This is a genomic window from Streptomyces sp. NPDC097640 (assembly GCF_040302705.1).
In the GTDB taxonomy this organism is placed as follows: domain Bacteria; phylum Actinomycetota; class Actinomycetes; order Streptomycetales; family Streptomycetaceae; genus Streptomyces.
The window spans coordinates 351,529-367,716 of sequence record NZ_JBEOSB010000002.1 but is presented as its reverse complement, the minus strand read 5'-3'; the positions used below and the strand labels follow the sequence as shown (position 1 = coordinate 367,716).

The 16,188-nt window shown below is 68.8% G+C and carries 10 protein-coding genes; all 10 read left to right on the top strand.

The window, feature by feature from the left end:
• The first annotated feature begins 378 nt into the window (after positions 1-378).
• The 10 genes from ABTY62_RS03715 (at position 379) to ABTY62_RS03670 (ending at position 16,072) form a co-directional block, all read left to right on the top strand.
• The gene (locus tag ABTY62_RS03715; RefSeq protein ID WP_352127712.1) at positions 379-1,959 is read left to right on the top strand and encodes an NDP-hexose 2,3-dehydratase family protein; all 1,581 of its coding nucleotides are present in this window, start codon (positions 379-381) and stop codon (positions 1,957-1,959) included.
• Between the two features lie 3 nt (positions 1,960-1,962).
• Positions 1,963-2,988: a Gfo/Idh/MocA family protein gene (locus ABTY62_RS03710; protein ID WP_352127711.1), complete on the top strand. Its 1,026-nt coding sequence runs from the start codon at positions 1,963-1,965 to the stop codon at positions 2,986-2,988.
• Positions 2,988-3,725 carry an NAD-dependent epimerase/dehydratase family protein gene (locus ABTY62_RS03705; RefSeq protein WP_311723163.1) on the top strand — a complete coding sequence of 246 codons (738 nt, stop codon included), beginning with the start codon at positions 2,988-2,990 and terminating at the stop codon, positions 3,723-3,725. The genes ABTY62_RS03710 and ABTY62_RS03705 overlap by 1 nt, the downstream gene beginning before the upstream one ends.
• A gap of 48 nt (positions 3,726-3,773) precedes the next feature.
• Positions 3,774-5,027 (top strand): glycosyltransferase, encoded by a 1,254-nt coding sequence (locus ABTY62_RS03700; protein WP_352127710.1) that lies wholly within the window; start codon positions 3,774-3,776, stop codon positions 5,025-5,027.
• A gap of 218 nt (positions 5,028-5,245) precedes the next feature.
• Positions 5,246-6,796 (top strand): Rieske 2Fe-2S domain-containing protein, encoded by a 1,551-nt coding sequence (locus tag ABTY62_RS03695; protein ID WP_352127709.1) that lies wholly within the window; start codon positions 5,246-5,248, stop codon positions 6,794-6,796.
• Positions 6,797-7,035: 239 nt separating this feature from the next.
• On the top strand, positions 7,036-8,043 hold the full coding sequence (locus ABTY62_RS03690; protein ID WP_352127708.1) for a hydroxyacid dehydrogenase: 1,008 nt from the start codon (positions 7,036-7,038) through the stop codon (positions 8,041-8,043).
• A 224-nt stretch (positions 8,044-8,267) separates the two neighbouring features.
• Positions 8,268-9,605 carry an ABC transporter substrate-binding protein gene (locus tag ABTY62_RS03685; protein WP_352127707.1) on the top strand — a complete coding sequence of 446 codons (1,338 nt, stop codon included), beginning with the start codon at positions 8,268-8,270 and terminating at the stop codon, positions 9,603-9,605.
• Positions 9,598-10,566, top strand: coding sequence for a carbohydrate ABC transporter permease (locus ABTY62_RS03680; protein ID WP_352127706.1), 969 nt, complete (start codon positions 9,598-9,600; stop codon positions 10,564-10,566). Before ABTY62_RS03685 ends, ABTY62_RS03680 begins: the two co-directional genes overlap by 8 nt.
• Complete coding sequence (locus ABTY62_RS03675; protein ID WP_352127705.1) at positions 10,563-11,480, top strand: carbohydrate ABC transporter permease; 918 nt, start codon at positions 10,563-10,565, stop codon at positions 11,478-11,480. Before ABTY62_RS03680 ends, ABTY62_RS03675 begins: the two co-directional genes overlap by 4 nt.
• Before the next feature lie 92 nt (positions 11,481-11,572).
• Complete coding sequence (locus ABTY62_RS03670) at positions 11,573-16,072, top strand: fibronectin type III domain-containing protein (protein WP_352127704.1); 4,500 nt, start codon at positions 11,573-11,575, stop codon at positions 16,070-16,072.
• Positions 16,073-16,188 lie beyond the last annotated feature (116 nt).

Below are 16,188 nucleotides of genomic sequence, written 5' to 3'. Positions count from 1 at the left end.
CCCATGCTCAGCATATTAGAGATGATCACTAAAAGGCCAGCGGCCGACGACCTGACAACCGTTCGAATAAGTTCTTCCGAACATCTGTTGCAACTTCAGACAACCGTCGGGGTGAACTCCGGCGTCAACGTGATCTCCGCAATCACTCTATAGCTGCCTGTTCGGACCACAAGTCAAAAGTGACGCTGATCACATGTTACAGACTTGTGGAACCGCCCGACGGCCTCAAACCTCCCGCGACACACGGCCGGAACATGAACGCGGTAACCGCTTGACAGTCCGGGGCGCATCGCGTTTGGCTGTGATCACACAAGGCATCACCGGACAACACGGCGACCCCCATCAATCTGGCCGGAAACCATCCGGTCAACAGACTCCGTGCGACACGACAGCGACGTCGGTCGGCACCGGATCGGATTGCCGGATTCCGGTTGTCACACCGCCCGCAGGTGGCGGTCGAATTCAAGCCAACCCACAAGCGACCACACAGCTCTGCGCGGTAGCAGGGGAACAAGGAGTGGACCGGTGACCTGCAACTCTCCAGGCCGTCCCACGTCGTCAGGCGGGCCGGACGCCTGCTTACCCGCGCGGATCGCGCGGTCCGCGCAGGCCGTCGACGGCGCGGGCCGCAACCTCTGGGAATTTCACCAGTGGTTCGGGGAGTACAGTGCGAGCGATTCCTCGCGGGTGCGCCGCATCCCGTGGGACGATTTGACAGGCTGGCGATTCGCGGACAGGACGGGGAATCTCGTCCATGAGACCGGCCGATTCTTTTCCATACAAGGTTTGCGGATACGGAGCGACCAGGGGCCCGTTCGTGATTGGGCGCAGCCGATCATCGTCCAGCGAGAAGTCGGCATATTAGGAATCCTGGTCAAGGAGTTCAATGGCGTACTGCATTGTCTGATGCAGGCCAAGATGGAACCCGGAAACCGCAACGGCATACAGCTGTCCCCCACCGTGCAGGCGACCAGGAGCAACTACACCGGGGTGCACGGCGGACGTCCCGTACCTTATCTGGAGTACTTCCGGGATCCGTCGTCCAGACGGGTGCTGGCCGACGTCCTGCATTCGGAACAGGGGTCCTGGTTCCACCGGAAACGCAATCGAAACATGATTGTCGAGGTAACCGAGGACGTGGAGCCGCAGGACGGCTTCCACTGGCTCACCATCGGCCAGTTGCACGCCCTGCTGGCCGAGGACGACCTGGTGAACATGGACTCGCGCACCGTGCTGTCCTGCCTCCCGTTCGCGGGCGGCCCGGACGGGGACGACGAGAACGGCGACAGGCGAGCCCCGCACACCACCGGTCACCTCCGCAGCTGGATCAACGACGCGCGGGTCCGTTCGGACCTCGACGCCACTCTCACCGGCCTCGGCGAGGTCCAGGGCTGGCACCGGTCCACGGACCGGATAGCGCATGAATCCGGCCTCTTCTTCGACGTCATGGCGGTGGATGTGCGCACCGGCAGCCGTGAGGTCGGTGGCTGGGCGCAGCCGATGATCGAGTGCCGGGACACCGGGATCGTGGCCTTCCTGGTCAAGCGCGACACGGCGACAGGGGAGCTGCACGCCCTGGTCCATCTCAAGGCGGAGCCTGGCTTCGTGGACGTGGTCGAGCTGGCCCCGACGGTGCAGTGCACCCCGCAGAACTACAAGGTCCTGCCGGCCGAGGCATACCCCCCGTTCCTGGACGAGGTGCTGGGCGCGCCCGTGGACACCATCCGCTTCGACACCACGCTCTCCGAGGAGGGCGGCCGGTTCTTCCACACCCGCAGCCGCTATCTCGTCGTCGAGGTCGACGCGGACCGCGATCTGGCGGTCCCCGACGACTTCCGCTGGGTGACCATGCACCAACTGGCCCGCTTCCTGCGCCATAGCCACTATGTGAACGTCCAGGCCAGAAGCCTCATCGCCTGTCTGCACAGCCTGATGTCCGAAACGGAACTGAGTGACTGAGTGATGGACAACCCCTCCGAGCCCACTCCCGTGCGCGTCGGCGTCCTCGGCGCGTCCTCGATAGCCCGGCGGCGGACGCTCCCCGCGATGCGGGACCTCCCCGAGGTCACCATCGTCGCCATCGCCAGCCGCGATCCGCAGAAGGCGGAACAGTTCGCCGACGACTTCGACTGCGCCCCCGTCCACGGCTACGAGCGACTGCTGGACCGGGACGACATCGACGCCGTCTATGTCTCGGTCCCCAACGCCCTGCACCATCTGTGGGCGCGCCGCTTCCTCGAGTGCGGCACCCACGTGCTGGCCGAGAAACCGCTGACCACCAGGGCGGCGGACACCGCGGAGCTGGCGCGCCTCGCGGCGGAGCGCGGGCTGGTGCTGCGCGAGAACATCACGTTCGTCCACCATGGGATGCACCGTCGGGTGGCCGAGCTGCTGGCGGCCGGCCGCATCGGCCGGCTCCGGCACATCGACGCCTCGTTCTGCTTCCCGCCGCTGCCCGCCTCCGATGTGCGCTACCGGCCCGAACTCGGCGGCGGCGCCCTGCTCGACGCGGGCATCTACCCCGTACGACTGGCCCAGTACTTCCTCGGCGACGACCTCTCCGTGGCCGGCGCGGTGCTCCGCGACGACCCCGAGACGGGGGTGGATGTGGCGGGCAGCGCCCTGCTGGTGGCGGCGGCCGGCGAAACCGTGACGCTGACCTTCGGCTTCGAACACGGCTACGGGGCGAAGTACACCCTGTGGGGCAGCACCGGGCGGCTCACCGTGGACCGGGCGTTCACCCCGCCCGCCACCCAGTCCCCGCTGTTACGCATCGACGAACAGGATCACGCGGAGGAAATCGTGCTCCCCGCCGAGCACCAGTTCGCGAGCTCGGCGGCCTCCTTCGCCGAGGCGGTGCGCCGGGCCCAGGACACCGGGGCCGACCCCGGCCATGCCGCCTGGGCCGCCACCACGCTGCGCACCGCCGAGCTGCTGGACCGGATCGCCAGGTCCGCCACCCGTGTCACCTCCGGGAAGCGGCCCTGATGGAAATCATCGGCAACGGCTTCATCGCACGCAATCTGGCCGCCGTCGCGGACCGGCACCCACACGCCACCGTCATAGCGGCGGGGGTGTCCAGCACCAGCGCGGGCACCCCGGGCGACTTCGCCCGCGAGGCGGAGCTGGTACGCGACGTCGCCCGGCGCTGCCGGCGCGAGGGCCGCGTCCTCGTCTATCTGTCCAGCGCCTCGCACGCCATGTACGGATCCACCGAGATCGCGGTGGCCGAGGACGCGCCCGTGGACCCTCCGTCGCCGTACGGCAGACAGAAGCTCATGCTGGAGGGCGCCGTCGCCGAGGCCGGGCCGGGGTGGCTGACGCTGCGCCTGAGCCACGCGATCGGCCGATGGCAGCGGTCCCACCAGCTGCTGCCGTCGTTCGTCGGCCAGATCCGTGGCGGCAGCGTGACCCTGTACCGCAACGCACACCGCGATGTGGTGGATGTGAGCGACGTGGTCCGGGCGATCGACGGGCTGCTCGCCCAGGGGGTTCAGGACGAGGTGGTGAACGTCGCTTCGGGGGTCCCCTGGCCGGTCGAGTCGATCGTGCGCGGCATCGAGCGCCGTATGGCGGCCCGCCCCAGGTACGACGTGGTCGATGTGGCACCCACGTTGACCAGGGTCTCCGTCGACAAGCTGTGCAAGCTGCTGCCACCCATGCGGTCGGTCACCGAGCCCGGCTATCTCGACCGGGTCCTCGACCGGTACGTCGCGTACTACTGAGCCGCCCGGTCCGGGCCGTCCCACCAGTCACACTCGTACGGAGGATTCATGCAGGTCTCGCTCGTCGTCACGGGGTCACGCGGAGACGTCCAGCCGTTCATCGCGCTGGGCAGAGCCCTCGAGGCCCGGGGGCACACGGTGACCCTGGCCACCCACGAGGACTTCGAGGGGCTCGTCGGGGAGGCCGGGCTGGACTTCGCGGCCCTGCCGGGCAGCCCGCGCGACTTCCTGGCCCACCCGGCCCTCGCGGAGGCCCTTCAGCAGGGTGCCTCGCTGTTCCGCGCCGCCCGCAAGGTCCCGCGGCAGAGCCCCGAGCACAACCGCCGGCTCGCCGCCAGGATCGCGGAGGTGTGCTCGGGCGCCGATCTGGTCGTGAACAGCATCCTGAGCCGGATCATGTTCGAGGACGACGGCACCGCCCCGTGGTGTTCGCTGAGCTGGTGGCCACTGAACCCGACCGCCGAGTGGCCCGCGATGATGGCGCCCCAGGCCAAGCTCGGAGGGGCGTACAACCGGCTGACCCACCGCCTGGCGGGGATGCTGGACTCGGTCACCATGGGCGGCTACCGCAAGGACGCGGGGCTGTCCAAGCTCCCGTTCGGCAAGCCGTACGGCAACCTGGGCCGGGAGGTGCCGCTGATCTGCCCGGTGAGCCGGGCGCTGTTCACCGAGCCCTCCGACTGGCCGGAGCTGTCGCACATCACCGGCTACTGGTTCTGGGACCGCGAGTGGAGCCCGTCCCCCGAGCTGGAGAAGTTCATGGCGGACGGCACTCCCCCGGTGACCCTGTCCTTCGGGTCCATCTGGCCGGTGCATCCGCCGGCCAAGACCCTGGAGAAGGTGCTGGACGTGGTCCGCTCCCACGACCGCCGGCTCGTTCTGGTGGGCGGTGGCCCGGACACCGTGCCGGACGATGTGTTCCGCGTCGACGATGTGCACTACCCGTGGCTGTTTCCGCGCTCCTCGGTGGTCATCCACCACGGCGGCTGCAACACCACGGGTGAGGCGCTGCGCTCCGGCACGGCCCAGGTCGTGGTGCCGACCTTCGGCGACGCCCCGTTCTGGGCGGCCCAGGTGCACGCCCTGGGGGTGGCGCCCAAGCCCGTTCCGTACGCGAAGTTCACCGCCGAGGCCCTGGACACGGCGCTGGGCACGGCTCTGAACGACGAGAAGCTCCGCGCCAGGGCGGCGAGTGTCGGGGAGACCGTGCGCGCCGAGGACGGCACCGGCAAGGCGGTCGGGATCATGGAGGAGTGGGTGCGGCGCTGGCGCGAACAGCGGGCCGCCGAATCCGCTGCCTGACACGCCGGGCTACGGCAACCGGGCGACGGTCGACCGGGCGAAACAAGACCCCGGCCACCGGCTCTGGCCTGCCCATCCGCGTTTCCCGGTGTCCGGGGACACCCGCGCTGCGGGTGCACACGCACGCAAATCCGCACACAGTGAAAACCGTGACGCACCAGCCCCTTCCCTGACGGTCGGGGCGGGTGACCTACGGAGCCGGGCTGAGGTGCTGTGGTATGCGTGTGACCGGACTTGGGCATGCTGGACTGTTCATCGAGACCGCCGCCGGATCGGTGCTCTGCGATCCCTGGGTCAACCCGGCCTTCTTCGGCTCGTGGTTCCCGTTCCCCGACAACACGGATCTGGACTGGGCCCACTACGGGCGGGCCTCGGACTACCTGTACATATCGCATCTGCACCGTGACCACTTCGACGCGGAGAACCTGCGCCGCAATGTGCGCAAGGACATCACCGTGCTGCTCCCCGCCTTCGCCACCGATGAGTTGGAGTGCGAGCTGCGTGCGCTGGGGTTCTCCGAATTCCTGCGCACCAGCAGCGGTGTCCCGGTCGAACGCGACGGCCTGCGCATCATGATCACCGCCCTGACCGGCCCCGGCGACGGCCCCATCGGCGACTCCGCGCTGTCGCTGGACGACGGCGAGACGGTGTTGCTCAACCAGAACGACGCGCACCCGCTGGACATCCCCTCGATCCGGGCGTTCGGTGAGGTCGATGTCCACTTCCTCCAGTTCTCCGGGGCGATTTGGTGGCCGATGGTCTACCAACTGCCGGACAGCGCGAAGCGGGAGTTCGCCGCCCGCAAGCGCGAGGGCCAGTCCGAGCGGGCGATGCGCTACATCGACGCCGTCGAGGCCACGCATGTGTTCCCCAACGCGGGCCCGCCCTGCTTCCTCGACGAGGACCTGTTCGAGTTCAACGGCACCGGCCGCGACGGGACGAGCATCTTCGTCGACCAGCGGGAGTTTCTGGCGGAGCTGGCCGAGGCCCGGCCGGACGTCTCGGCACATCTGCTGCTGCCGGGCACCGTCGCGGAACCGCAGAACACCGCCTGCAAGCTCACCCATCGCCACACCGCGAAGGAGATCGACCACATCTTCGAGCACAAGCGGGACTACCTGCGTGAGTTCGCCCGCAGACAGCAGCCCGCGCTGGCCGCCGAGCGCGCCTCCCGCGCCCCGGCGCTGCCGCCCGACCGTCTGCTGGCCGAGCTGAAGCAGTGGTGGGAACCGCTGCTGGCGCGCGCGGACCGGATCTGCGACGGAGTCGGCGGGCCGGCCCGGCTGAATGTGGGCGACACCCCGATCGTGATCGACTTCCCGGCCCGTGAGGTCCGCCGCTGGGACGGTGAGCGCTGCCGCTACACGCTGTCCACCACGGGCGACCTGGTGGCCACCAACATCGCGCGGCGCGAGGTCGACTGGTCCAACAGCCTGCTGCTCTCGCTGCGGTTCAGCGCCAGCCGGATCGGCCCGTACAACGAATTCCTGTACGTGTTCTTCAAGTGCCTGTCCACTGAGCGCATCGAGTACGTGGAGAACTACTACGACTCCGGCCACGACGACGGCCAGCACATCGAGCTCGACGGCTGGCGTGTCCAGCGGCGCTGCCCCCATCTGCGCGCGGACCTCGGCCGGTTCGGACAGATCGACGGCGATCAGCTCACCTGCACCCTGCACGGCTGGCGCTACGACCTGACCACCGGCCGCTGTCTGACCGCGGACGGCCATGACATCCGCGCGGAGCGGACCGCGCCGGCCAACGGCTGACCACACCCAGGATTCCCTCGCAGGGGCCCGGTGTCGGCACACCGCCGACACCGGGCCTTTTCCCATGTCTCGGGACGCGTCTGACGACATCGCATGGCAACCGGTCGCCCTCCGCGATGCTTCCGTACGCTCCATTGACCCTCTGGACAGTGCGGCCATAGCTTAGAGACCGGTTGCTATGAGACCGGTTGCTACCGGTCGCTATCCCGCTGACGTCCCCCGATCCGGAGGCCACTGCCTTGCCCGAGCGCCCGCTGGCGTTGTTCGCCATGAGTACGAAGACCCTGCCCAGCGTCTATCCCCCCGACGTGCTGGACCGGCTCCGGGCCTCCGTGGAGGTCGACCCTTCCCTGATCGCCGAGGACTTCCGGGATCCCCGGGTGCGGAGCGTCCTCGGCCGGGCCGAGATCCTGCTGACCGGCTGGGGCTGCCCGCCGATCGACGCGGCGGTGCTCGACGCCGCGCCCAGGCTGCGCGCCGTGCTGCACGCCGCGGGCTCGGTGAAGGGCATGATGGCCCCCGGCTGGTGGGAGCGCGGACTGGTCGTCTCGTCCGCCGCGGACGCCAACGCGCTGCCGGTCGCCGAGTACACCCTCGGCATGATCATCCTGGCCGGCAAGGACCTCTTCGCCGCCCGTGAGCGCTACCGCTCGCTGCGCACCTTCCCGCTCGCCGAGATCCTCCCCGGCATCGGCAACTTCGGGCGCCGCGTCGGCATCGTCGGCGCGTCCAGGATCGGGCGACGCGTCATCGAGCTGCTGCGCCCCCTGGACTTCGAGGTGTTCCTCGCCGATCCGTACGTCGGCGAGGACGAGGCGGCCGCGCTCGGCGTCCGTCTGCTGCCGCTGGACGCGCTGCTCCGGCGCAGCGACATCGTCTCGATCCACGCCCCCGCGACCGCCGAGACCCACCATATGATCGGCCGCCGTGAGCTCGCGCTGATGCCGGACGGGGCGGTGCTGATCAACACCGCGCGCGGCAGCCTCGTCGACCACGACGCGCTGGTCGAGGAGGTGCGCGGGGCCCGCGTCAGCGCCGTCCTCGATGTCACGGAGCCGGAGCCGCTGCCCGCGGACTCGCCGCTCTTCGAGCTGTCGGGCGCCTTCATCACCCCGCATCTGGCGGGGTCTCAGGGCAACGAGGTGCGTCGGCTCGGGCTGTCGGCCGTGGGCGAGCTGGAGCGGCTGCTGGCCGGGGTGCCGCTGTCCCACCAGGTGGATCCCGCGGGTCTCGAGCATGCGGCATAAGCCGTGAAACGGGCCTGCCATCGCGCTCGTCCGGCAAACGTTGTCTATACCTCCAGCACCGCGAGGCACGCGCTACCGGTTCGTAATGTCGATCACGACCAGCGAAGTCGCCCGTAATCAAAGATTTCCACGCACGACATCTTGTCCAACGGTAGGCCCACCTCTAGCTTCCACAGAGACCGATTTCTATGGTCGCGAGCTCCAGATCTCCCAGGAGGATTCCCATGAACAGCAAGCGGGTCAGAGTGGCCGCCTGCGCAGCGGTGGTGCTCTCCGTCGTCCTGACCGGCTGCGGCGGCGGTGACGGCGACGGAACGGCGGACAAGGCCGAGGGCCCGGTCACCATCGAGTACTGGAACTGGCAGGAGGCCAAGAACATCGACCCGGTGGTCGCCAAGTTCAACGCGACGCACAAGGACATCAAGCTCAAGTTCGTGAAGCAGGCCGACAACCCCGGCACCCAGCAGAACCTGCGCAACGCGGTCGCCGCCCAGAAGCATGTCCCGTGCCTGGTCCAGAACTTCGGCGAGGCCCCCTCCCTGGCCTCCGAAGGGCTGGCCCAGGACGTGACGGAGGACCTGACGCCGTATCTGAAGCAGGGCCTGTTCGCCGAGTCGGCGCTGCCCTCCGCGCGGGCGGTGGACAAGTACTACGCGGTCCCGGGCGGCGCCACGCCCCCGTTCATGATGATCAACCGCAAGGTGTACGACAAGTACGGCGTCAAGGCGCCCAAGACCTGGGACGATGTGATCGCCGCGGGCAAGGAGTTCAAGAAGCACGGCATCTTCGTCATGAATCTCGCCGGCGAAGACCCGAGCACCCTCATCGAGCTGGTGCAGCAGGCCGGAGGCTCCTGGTACAAGATCGACGGGGACAAGTGGAAGATTGACTTCCTGTCCCCCGAGTCGCTCAAGGCCGCCCATGTCATCCAGCAGCTGGTCGACAACGACCTCGTGGCCCATCAGACGTACACGGACCGGCCCGCGCTCATCAACTACTTCGACTCCGGGAAGATGGTGTCCCTGCCCACCTCCACCTGGCAGTTGCAGAACTACGAGCGCGAGTACAAGAAGTCCCTCGGTGACTGGGAGCCGGTGGACCGGCCGCAGTACGCGGACGCCACCGAGTTCGTCACCCCGATGCACTCGCCGACCAGCGGTCTGATCGTGCCCAAGGGCTGTGACCACGCGAAGGAGGCGGTCGAGGCCGCGGTGTGGCTGAACACCTCGAAGGAGTCGACCGACGCCTCGTACCAGAAGGACACCGGGCAGTACACCTGGCCGGGCGCGGTCACCGACCCCTCCCCCTGGGTCGACTCCGCGGTGCCGGAGAAGCTGTTCGGGCCCCGGAAGTCCAAGGCGCGGGACGTGATCCTCAAGTCCGTCAAGGCAGGCCGGGACAACTGGGTGGCGGGCCCCAACTACACGGGCATGTTCGCCGAGCTCCAGGACCAGTGGGCGAAGGTCACCGCGAAGAAGACCACCATGAAGGCGGCGCTTGAGCACATGCAGACCTGGACGGTCGCCGACCTCAAGCGGAAGAACATCAACGTCGATGGCTGAGACCCTGAGAGCCGAGACCACGGCCAGGAGCGCCCGGTCCGCGCCGGGCGCGCCACCGGGCCCGCCGCGGCTGCCGTGGCGGCGGGCCATGGCGCTGAAGGGGGCGTCCTTCACCGCCCCCTTCTTCATCGGGTTCGCGGTGTTCACCCTGGCCCCCGTGGCGCTCGCGCTGCGCGAGAGCCTCTACTCCAAGCAGAGCTCCGGGCTCGGATTCGGTGAGAAGACCGTCGAGTTCACCGGCTTCGACAACTTCGCGCGGGGCCTGGAGGACGCCCACTTCTGGGCCGCGATGCTGCGGGTGGCGCTCTTCGCCGCGGTCGCCATCCCCATCATCATGCTGCTCAGCCTGATGATGGCGCTGCTGCTCGACGCGCTGACCCACCGTCTGGCCGCCCGCTTCCGGGTGCCGCTGCTGATCCCGTACATGATCCCGGGCATCGTCGCCATCCTGATCTGGATCTATATCTACAGCCCGGTCGTGGGCCCTCTGACGCCGTTCCTCGGGCTCTTCGGGATCGACGCCAACTTCTACAGCGGCGAGATGATCTGGATCTCCATCGGCAATCTGCTGGCCTGGAGCGGCGTCGGCTTCAACATGCTCATCGTCTACTCGGCGCTTCAGGCCGTGCCGCGCGAGATCTTCGACAGCGCCCGGGTGGACGGCGCCTCCGAGTGGCGCATCGCCTGGTCGATCAAGGTGCCGCTGGTGCGCCGGTCCCTGGTGCTGATCACCGTGCTCAGCATCATCGGCACCCTTCAGATCTTCAGCGATCCGATGCTGTTCCGGACCATGACCCCGGAGACCGTGACCCGCGACTTCACCCCGATCATGGCGATCTACGACTGGGCGTTCCAGCAGGGCGAGTTCAACTACGCCGCTGCCCTGTCCATCATCCTCGCCCTGGTGGTCGGCGCCGCGTCCGCCGTCTTCTACAAGCTCACCAACAAGGCCCCCGTATGACAGCGACACTCCAGCCCGCACCCGCGCCCGCCAAGCCGCGCGCCGTACGACGCCGTGCCGCGCCCGGCGCGGTCCGGCACGGCAAACGCACCAAGGTCCTGGTCATCACCGGCCTGGCGTTCTTCGTCATCTACTCCCTGGCCCCGGTGTGGTGGCTGCTGGTGGCCGCCACCAAGAGCCAGAACGATCTCTACACCTCCAACGGCCTGTGGTTCTCCCGTATCCACCTGGGCGAGAACCTGCGGCAGCTGTTCACCTATCAGGACGGCATCTTCCTCCGCTGGATGTGGAACACCGTCTACTACGGGGTCGTGGGCACCGCCGGCATGACGCTGATCTGCGTGGCCTGCGGCTATGGGCTCGCGATGTACGAGTTCCGCGGCCGGGGCGTGCTGATGGGCTGCATCATCGGCTCGTTCCTGGTGCCCAGCGCCCTGCTCACCATCCCCTCGTTCCTCCTGTACAGCGACCTCCAGCTGGTCGACACGCCCTACGCGATCATCCTGCCCGGCTTCTTCAACGCCTTCTCCGTCTACCTGGCGAAGGTGTACGCGGAGGGGGCCATCCCGCCCGAGTTGCTGGAGGCCGCCCGGATCGACGGGGCGGGCGAGTACCGCATCTTCTTCCAGATCGGTGTCCGGCTGATGTCGACCGGGGCCGCCACCATCTTCCTGCTCGGCTTCGTCGCCAACTGGAACAACTTCTTCGGGCCGCTGATCTTCCTGCGCAGCCAGGAGAAGTGGACCGTGATGCTGGGCCTGTACTCCTGGCTCAAGGTCAAGATGGACACCTCCACCGATCTGACCGGCATGGTCGTCGTCGGCTCGATCGTCTCGCTGTTGCCGATGGTGATCCTGATGATCTCCTTGCAGCGCTTCTGGCGCTCCGGCATCACCCTCGGCAGCCTCAAGTGACGCCCCGCGCCCGCTCGCCACGCTGAACCCCCCACCCCGAACACCCTCTTCACCTCGCCCTTCGCAAGGATTCGCAAGGAGACGACTGCGCCATGCCCATCAGCAGAAGAACCGTGCTGCGCACCGCGGCCGCCGGCACCTCGGCCGCGACCGCCGGCGCCTTTCTCTGGACCGCCGCGCCCGCCGCCGAGGCCGCCGAGGGGTCGGCCAAGGCCGCGGGCGACCGCCGCCTCGATCTGCTCGACTTCGGCGACACGGACTCCGAGCAGGCACACGGCCTCGCCGCGGCGGACACCTCGGTCGTCGACGGCCACGCCGGGGACCGGGCCCGGGTCGCGGGGCCGCTGGATCCGCCGGACATCAAGGGCGGTGAGCTGCGGTTCACCATGGCGGTGGACCCGGTGCGGCAGAACTACCTCACCGTGAAGTTCTGGGGCGGCGACACCTCGCCGTACAAGACCATCGCGTACATCAACGGCGAGCAGATCGGTTACCGCCGCTCCGGTGACTACGAGGCGCTGAACATCGGCACCGTGCGCCCCCTGCCCGGCCGGTTCTTCTACGCCACCGTCATGCTGCCGCTCGAGCACACCCACGGCCGCGACAAGGCCGAGATCACCCTGCGCACCTACGACAGCGCCTTCAACGCCAAGGTCACCGCGGACTCGCGCGGCTACTACCGCGCCTACACCCACACCGGCGCACGGCTGGCCCTCGACGACGACCCGCGGCCCGAGTTCACCCCGCCCACCGACACCGTGGCCGACCTCGCCGAGAGCGAGAAGCAGGCGCTGATCGACGGCTATGTCGCGGGTCAGGTGAACCTGTTCGACGGCCACTCCGCGAAGGTCGACGCCTCCGCCGACGGCAGGCTGTCCATCGTCCGCTACGAGGACGAACTCCTCTTCTACAGCGGCGCGCTGGCCACCGCCGCCTGGTGTCCCGCGAAGTCGGCCGCCGAGAAGAAGGCCGCGCTGCTGCGGATCTTCAAGTGCGTCGACAACCACACCAAGGACTACTACGGCAACACCAGGCTGCTGGCGCGCGGCGGCCACCAGGGCGACTGGGGCGGCTACTACGGGGCGCTCGGCCAGGCCCTGTACATCGTCGAAAATCTGATCGACGACAACGATGTCTACGGCCGGGACGCCTTCACGGCCTTCCTCGACGAGGAGTTCACCACCGGCACCCAGGAGGGCGAGACCTCCCTGAAGGACGTGGACTTCGACGGCGGCAGGCTCACCCGGCGGGCCGCCTGGGGCCGGGTCCTCAAGGCCAACTTCGACTACGCCCGCTCCCGTCTGTCGTACATCTACAACCAGGTGCTGTACTGCTACGAGGGCGCCTGGGAGGCCCACGAGGGGCTGCGGGTCATCGGCTCGAAGTTCTACGAGGGCAGGGCGCGCAGCCACCGCATCGCCGGCGAGTGCCTCGGCTTCGACCCCTTCCTCGGCGAGGAGGTCCTGGTCGGGCCGGACGGACAGGACCTGGACCTGTTCCACTCGCTCTTCTACCACGACACCACGGCCCGCTGGACCGACGACTACATCCGCTACGTCATCAAGGGCCTGGCCACGTCGAACCTCGACAAGGACGGAAACGTGGTGCGCCGGCTGCCGCTGGGCAGGCACTACACCACGATGACCGAGCGCGGCCACACCCGCGAGAACGGCTATGTCGCCAACTACGGGGAGGCGACCAACTACCTCCCGCAGTGGTTCCACCGCACCTGGGGCCACAAGGGCGACGAGGAGCTGAACGACCGGATCCTGGAGCTGTCGCTGCGCAATCTGCACGCGCGCTCCTATGCCCGCCACACCGATCTGGACAACGACCTCAAGCGGTTCATGCGCATGGAGATGGTCATCGACGAGCGCAACGCCAACTACCCGGGCTTCCCCGGCTATGTGCTGCGCCAGTCCGAGGGCAAGATCATGCTCTATGTGTCGCTCGCCCACCACATCGAGGAGCACCCCGAGCGGTACGCGGGCTCCGCCTGGGCGGACACCCGGAAATACGCCCGCGAGGCGGTCGGCTTCGCTCAGCAGCAGTTGGCCGACCACCAGTACTTCAACACCTTCTCGTCGGTCGCCGGCCAGAACAAGTACGATCTGCGGCTCGGCGAGACTTACGGCTATCTGAAGGACCGGAAGCCCACCGGCATCGTCCACCCGCACACCGACTTCGCCTCCTACACCTCCGCCGAGCTGTCCGCGCTCGCGGTGCGCCGCGGCGACTACGAGCGCTTCGCGTGGGTCGACGTGGACTGCATGTTCGTGTCCCTGCGGGACGGCGACACCCATCTGTTCGGCCAGCTCAACGAGCGTCAGCGCGGCTTCGCCCGCAACGGCAGGCTGCATGTGCGCCGCCCCGACCACGACCGGCTGGTGCAGCTCAACACCGACGCGGTGTTCCGGTACCGGGACTACTGGGCCCGGATGGACAACATCGACGTCGACTTCATGGAGGACCAGCAGACCGGCGACTCCGCCGCGCCGCAGGCCCTCGCGGGCGAGATCGCCCCGATCACCTACCAGCCGGGCGTCGGCACGGTCCACCGCGAGAACTTCGAGGCCGACCACGCCTACTCCGGCTACCCCGATCTGCTCACCGCGCGCTACGGCCGCTACTTCTTCGTCTTCAACACCACGCGCGAGGTGTACGGCAACGAGCGCTCCTTCACCGTCGACCTGCCCACCGACCACACCGGCTCCACCGTGACCGACCTGGTCTCCGGCCGGGAGCTGCCCCTCGTCAAGGGCGCGGTGCGGATCGGTCCGAAGAGCGGTCTGGTGCTGAGGCTGTCCTCCGGCACCGCGGCGGCCGCGCCGCCCGCCCATGTGGACTTCGTGCACACCCTGCCGGGCGACGGCGCCATCGCGGTCACCTGGCAGACCACCGCGGGCGCCACCCACTACGAGGTGCGCCGGGCGGCCCGCGAGAGCGGTCCGTACACGCTGCTCGCGCCGAAGGTCACCGGCCGCTACCACCTGGACCGCACCGCCAGGCCGGGCGTCACCTACCACTACACCGTCACCGGCGTGAACGAGCAGGGCTCCGGCCTGCCGTCGCACACCATACGCGCCGAGCTGCCCGCCCCCGCCTCGCCCGCGCTGCTGCGGACCGGGTGGCGCGACGACGCGCTCGGCGGCGCGCACCCCGGCAGCACCACCGTGCGCGGCGCCACGGTGCGCATCCTGGGCGCGCACGGCGACGGGCTGGGCGAGGGCGACGACTACGACGTGCTGAAGCGGGACATCGAGGACGCGCTGCACTACGCCAGCCGCCCCGCGGCCGGCAGCTGGACGCTGACCGCCCGTGTGGAGGCGGCGCGCTCCTCGCTCACCGGTCTGATGCTGCGCGACAAGCTCGCCGCCAACACCCGCTATCTGTTCTTCGGCGCCGACCGGGACGGCAACCTCGTGCTGCGCAACCGCACCCGCGACAGCCGCCACGACTGGCAGGACGACAAGCGCTCGCCGATCGTCGACCGGCTCGACGGCCACACCCTGGCCGCCACCCCGTATCTGCGGCTCGTCCGGGACTTCGCCACCCACCGGGTGCAGGCCCAGACCTCCACCGACGGCGAGACATGGCTGACGGTCGGCACGCTGTTCACACCGTTGCCGTACGCCGTCCACGCGGGCCTGACGGCCACCGGGGACGCCACCTTCACGCGGGTGGCCCACAAGAACCTGGCGGCGCAGGCACAGCTGGTCTCGGTGGAACGGGACGCGGCCACCGTCACCGTCCGCTGGAACAAGCCCGACGACGCCATCGGCTTCACCCTGGCCCGCTCCACGGACGGCAAGACCTGGGAGAACGTGGTCGAGGACACCCGCGCCCTGGCCCACAAGGAGGACGGCTTCCGCCACGGCAAGCGCTACTACAAGGTGACGGCCGCCCTCGTCGGGGGTGGCACCCGGACCACGGCCGACCCCGCCGTGGCCGTGGCCGAGACCCTCGCCCAGGTGCTGGCCCGCGCCCGGAAGACCGCTGCGGCGGACTGGACGAAGAAGAGCTACGCCGCGTTCACCACCGAGCTCGACCGGATCGAGAAGGCGGCCGACCGGTCCGGGGCCGACCAGGACGCCCTGATCGACGACGCGTACGCGGCGTATGAGCTGCTGGTGTCCGTGGACACGCTGCTCCGCACGTTCGAGATCACCGAGGGCATGGTCCAGGCGTCCACCATCGAGTGGCCGGGGAAGGGCACCAAGGCGTCCAACGGCTGGAGGGCGTTCGACGGCGACCCGGCCACGTACACCGACACCCTGGCCGCCGAGAGCTGGATCGACATCGACGCCGGTGACAAGGGGCCGATCACCGTCGACCGGATCCGGGTGCGCCCGCGCTCGGACGCCGCGGACAAGATCCTCCGCTCGAACGGCACCGTCTTCCGGGGCTCGGCCGACGGCGGGCAGACCTGGACCGATCTGCACACCCTCGGCGGGATCTCCGCCGCTCAGCAGTACGAGGTGAAGCTCGCCGAACGCGCCTCCTACCCGCTGATCCGCGTCTACGACAGCCACAACGGGCGCTGCAACCTCGCCGAGATCGAGTTCTGGTACCTGCTGCCCGACACCGAGTGAGGGGGCCGCTCCCGGCGTACCGTCCGCGGTGCGCCGGGGGCGGCGCGCCGGGCCCGGCCACACCGCCGTGAGGCGCCGGAATGGGGCATGTCTACCCTGTTCTGGCCGCCGTCGCG